Genomic DNA, 4,591 nt, shown 5'->3' with positions numbered 1-4,591 from the left:
TTATCTGATTTTATTTAAGAAGAGAGATTAATCACAATTTTTCTGGTGATCTTTTATTCATGCTGGAATAGATAAGCATTACTGTTATATTCTGTTTAATTGATGCTGTTATGAGCATCCATTGAAAATCAGATGACAGGAGACAGGAATGTCCTATCTTATTTACTTATCGTTAAAGGGCAAGAAACAAGGCTTAATCTCGGCGGGCTGTTCAACCCCCGAATCTATCGGCAACCGCTATCAGGCCGGGCGGGAAGATGAAATACAGGTATTGCACCTCAGCCATACGATGACACGCGATCAGAACGTCAATCATCTCCCGGTCAACTTTACCAAACCCATTGATAAATCCTCCCCATTGCTGGGGTTGGCGATAGACAAAAACGAATTGCTGGATGCCCTTTTTAAGTGTTACCGCGTAAACCTTGCCGGACAATTGGAATTTTTCTATGAAATTAAATTGACAGGTGCCACCATTGTTGATTTTTCCTGTCACTATCCGCACTCAATTGATGACAATGACCAGATCCCGTATGAAACGGTGCAGCTTGATTATAAGTCGATATCATTCACACATCGTGCGGCAGGAACAACGGGTTACGCGATATCGCAATTGCAGGGGCGTGAAGAGGAAAGGCCACTTTTGTCTGGATTTTCGTCGTTGATTAAGCCACTTGAAACGGCAGTAGAAGCTCTATTTAGTCATAAGTTTACACTGAAACATCAAGGAAATGTTTGCCAAGATATCGCATATGGAGTGGAAACGGACAAGGGACTGATTGAGGCAATATGTCAAACATCTGGAATGACAAAACAGTTTGATGCCAAAAAAGAAGAAAACCTTGAAGTTAAATATTTATTTCAAACAAAAATAGGGATTTAATAATGTCGATTTTTAAAACTAAAACCGTTAAAGGCGGCAAAAACACAGAAATTGAAATGGATATTTTTTATTTAAACCAAATCCCGGATGTAATGGAAAAAATGGGATGGGAAATGGCACCCAAATTAATGCGCCATTGGTTTAATACAAAACCTGCTTATATATTTACGGAAGAAGAAAAAGATAAGTATGTTAAAGGTAAAGCGATAGATATACCGGATGGAAGAGTTAATGACTCCATTATAAAAATGGAGTGGGCATTGAGATATAAACAACCTAAAGAAATTATGTCTGTCCTCATTAATGGTTGGGCTAGTAGTGCGGGTATAGAACAATTAAAAATGCAATTAGAAAAAGAGGGTGGAAAGAAAGCATTAGGATATGAAACGGATATACGAGAAATAGACACGTTTTCAGTGGTTAACTCTAGAAGATTTGGTTCTAAACTTGATACGGTTGACGATTGGTATGGTGCCATGGGTAATTCTAATATGAAGGTGGCAGTTAAAGGTCACGTAGATAAATTAGACGGTAAAGATGTCTTTGTTACCGAGCAGATTGGAATGTATTTAAAAGATACCTATGATTTTGTTGGCGCTAACGAACCTTTAGGAATTTGGAGTAAAAACGGTATATTAGATAAAGTGAGTTCTGTCGATTATGCCGCTCTTTACGCTACCGGAAGCTGGATGGCCTTATGGATTAAATATAATGGATATGTTCCTGTAATTAATGATAGCTTTAGAAAATGGCAGAAAAAACACAATGAAGGTGGTGATTTCATTGTCTTTTCTGATATTTTATGGATGGATTCGTTACCACAACATAGAATTATTCAATTATGAAAACTAAATGTTTTTTTAAAAAGCCATTATTGGTTTTAGTGATCTCTGCTGTTTTTATAGCGTGGATGTTATTTCCATCAACTTTATTCTTTGGTGATTGGAATAAGAAGTTTGAAGTAAAGGATGAAAATGGTCAATATACCGCAGTCGTATATAAAAAATTACCCATATCGCCATACGCGATGTTTAAATACTTTATTATGGATGATGATTATTTTATTGTTTTATATAATAATAAAAACAGATATATCTGGAAAAGCTCTCAGTTCACAACAATATCATATGAGGCATTTTTTGCTTCATTTAGTTTTCCAACCGCTAAGAACAATGCTTTTATATACCCAACAAATGATGGATATGAAAGTATTGATGTAAACAAATTAGAGTGAAAATTTTTGTAAATATTCCGTCCTCATGTTTTCGCAAGTTTAGCCTCTGAATGTCAGGGGCTTTTTTATCATTTTTCATGATGTTAAATAGTGTTTTAAACAGAATAACCAACCATAAAACACCATGAAAAAGCTACTTGAATTACGCCAGCAAAAGGCAACCCTCACCGAACAAATGCGTTCATTTATGCTGATGGGAAACCGTGTGATATTCCCGAAAGTTGCCGATTAGACATCCGTGTCCAGATGGAGCTTGGCCTTGTACGTGTGTAGTAGGAGAATGAGTAGCGGTAATGCTTTTGTTCAAATATCAAATCGGAAAATTCTTTTAGGTGAGTTAAAGGGCAGGTTTCTGCCCTATGGTGATTATTACCCTTCCTTGGAACTTTTATTTAAAACGCTTGTATTTATTAGTCTAAATCAATCACTAACTTACCGGGTTTAACCTCCAATCCCTTGGCTAATTTTAAGGCAGCAGCCTCAGCTTTGCTTTTTTCTGGATTCAGAACATAAACCGGATGAGTATCAAAGAACTCACTTAAAGAGCTATTCAGATAAGGGAGCAACGCTTTAATTGGCGCGGCCACTTTTTCTGGTGTGGTCTGGTAATCCACAATTTCCAGCCCCTGAATGAAAATAGCCCCTTTTCCGCATTAAATATCGGTTTAGCTCTAATGGTCAGTTTCATATCAGCCTGGACTGTACCCAGTAAGGTGGCTAATTGAACTTTTGCCAGCGTTGATAATTCCATTTTTTCCGGATCTTGGCGGCCAATCTGACTGGTTAAATCCCCCAGTGTGATATTGGCGGTGGTCGCAGCGGGCAAGTTAATTTGCTTTTGATAATGAACTTTTTTTAATAAATAATCATTGAGCAAGCCTTCGTTGATACTGATTTCCTTGAATTGATCGCAGCCGCTGATTAATCCTGCCAGTACCCATACAGCCCCGAAGAAAAATTTTCGCATGTTGTCTCCTTCTATTTTCAATGGGCGGATTTTACACCATTTATTATTTAATTTGTTTGTTGTTTAAGCCCTTATTCCTCGCTGTGCGAGGAATAAGAAGTCATCGACAATTTGGGAATATTATTGACTATTTGTTGATAATGATTGGTTCAATTTTCTTCTGGTTGAATTGGTGATGCAGGGCATAAATGGTGACTAACCCCACCAGCCCCAGCAGGAGCCACGGCAACTGCGGTATACCCAAGGCATGGCCGGTATCATAGAGCCATCCACCGCCGGTGTAGCCCAATGCGCCTCCTAATGCCAACCCCAGGCGACTGAATCCCATATAACTTCCCCGTGCCCGTGGATCAGCCAGTGATGCACTCAACGTTTCACGTGCAGGCTCTGCCGTAACCATACCTAGATAGAACAGACAAATCAGGCCAAAAATGAGATGCAATTGATTGACCCAGCCGATTGGGAACATACAGAGACTCATTAAAAACAGCCCCGCCATCAAGCGTTGCTCTTGGCGAAAGTATTTCTCACTCCAGCGTGCAATAGGGTAGAGCAGCGTCAGGGAAATCACGGCTTCAATGGCATACATCCACTTAACGGCGGTGGCTGTACCGGAAATTTCATGGATAATGATCGGAAACATCAGCATAACTTGTACTGATAGCACAAAATAACCCGCTAATGTCAGTACATAGTAAAAGAACCGGCGATCTTTAATCACGCGCCCCAAACCTTCCTTGATAGGTGTCCGGATGGTTGAAATACGGTAGGCGGGAAGAAATAAAGCGTTAAACAGGGCGGCCAATACGAAAATGGTTGCGCCAATCCAGCAGACAAGATTGAAATTATACTGTAACAACCAGCTTCCTATTAGTGCACCAATGACCGCGCCAGCGCTGTCTTGCATCAATAGAAGTGAATAAAAGCGGTTACGTTCATGTGGGCGGGTTAATTTAATGACCAATGCCGCCCTGGGGGGATCGAACAAAGTTCCGCCTAATCCGGACAGAATACAGGATAGGAGCAATATCCACGGCGCAAATGCCATCGCCATCAGGGCAAAGCCCAGTGCACGCAGCAACATGCCTGTGACAATCATTGGCTTGGCTCCGAACCTATCCGCAATAGCGCCGCCAAAAATACCCAGTCCTTGCTGTACCAGTTGACGCAGGCCAAGTGCGAAACCGACAATCACCGCTGCCCAACCCAGTTGTTCGACGAAACGAATCGAAATTAAGGGAAAAACAACGAAAAATCCTAAAACAACCAATAAATTATCAAACAAAAGAAAATATTTACCCAAGTTACGTGCTTGTGAAACTAATGACATTTTGCACCATTGAAGTATTTGAAATATGGGAAAAGATGAATATGAATTGCTGGTTATTTTGGACTTATTTTGGTCATTAAGGTAGAGGGGGTATAGATGATATTTTTTTATCGTTGTCTGGTGATAAAAAATGTCGCAGGCGTTAAATTATTTGAAAATCTGCCAAGGTAAATATCA

Annotated in this window: 3 protein-coding genes and 2 pseudogenes; 3 read left to right on the top strand and 2 right to left on the bottom strand. The window is 39.8% G+C overall.

Translation table 11 applies throughout. The features are described from left to right. Positions 1-148 precede the first annotated feature (148 nt). The 3 genes and pseudogenes from PSI15_RS18505 to PSI15_RS17090 all read left to right on the top strand — a co-directional run. Positions 149-607: pseudogene (locus PSI15_RS18505) on the top strand (Hcp family type VI secretion system effector); the annotation flags it as partial. 278 nt (positions 608-885) lie between these two features. Beyond that, positions 886-1,728 carry a DUF6402 family protein gene (locus PSI15_RS17095; protein WP_273584574.1) on the top strand — a complete coding sequence of 281 codons (843 nt, stop codon included), beginning with the start codon at positions 886-888 and terminating at the stop codon, positions 1,726-1,728. Next, positions 1,725-2,117, top strand: a complete 393-nt coding sequence (locus PSI15_RS17090; protein WP_273584573.1) for a DUF6201 family protein — start codon at positions 1,725-1,727, stop codon at positions 2,115-2,117. The genes PSI15_RS17095 and PSI15_RS17090 overlap by 4 nt, the downstream gene beginning before the upstream one ends. A gap of 410 nt (positions 2,118-2,527) precedes the next feature. Here PSI15_RS17090 and PSI15_RS17085 read toward each other — a convergent pair. Together PSI15_RS17085 and mdtH are read right to left on the bottom strand one after the other, a co-directional pair. Then, positions 2,528-3,084, bottom strand: a pseudogene (locus PSI15_RS17085) (lipoprotein). 127 nt (positions 3,085-3,211) lie between these two features. Continuing rightward, complete coding sequence (mdtH, locus tag PSI15_RS17080) at positions 3,212-4,414, bottom strand: multidrug efflux MFS transporter MdtH (protein ID WP_273584572.1); 1,203 nt, start codon at positions 4,412-4,414, stop codon at positions 3,212-3,214. Between the last annotated feature and the right edge of the window lie 177 nt (positions 4,415-4,591).

Source organism: Xenorhabdus sp. PR6a, from assembly GCF_028599065.1.
Classification (GTDB): domain Bacteria; phylum Pseudomonadota; class Gammaproteobacteria; order Enterobacterales; family Enterobacteriaceae; genus Xenorhabdus; species Xenorhabdus doucetiae.
Note: the sequence above shows the minus strand (reverse complement) of the source record. Positions and strands in the feature narration are given on the sequence as shown.

Bases quoted from the DNA above. Each gene is read 5' to 3' on its own strand.
- PSI15_RS17090 (WP_273584573.1), top strand. From the start codon at position 1,725: ATGAAAACTAAATGTTTTTTTAAAAAGCCATTATTGGTTTTAGTGATC.
- PSI15_RS17095 (WP_273584574.1), top strand. From the start codon at position 886: ATGTCGATTTTTAAAACTAAAACCGTTAAAGGCGGCAAAAACACAGAA.
- mdtH (WP_273584572.1), bottom strand. From the start codon at position 4,414: ATGTCATTAGTTTCACAAGCACGTAACTTGGGTAAATATTTTCTTTTG.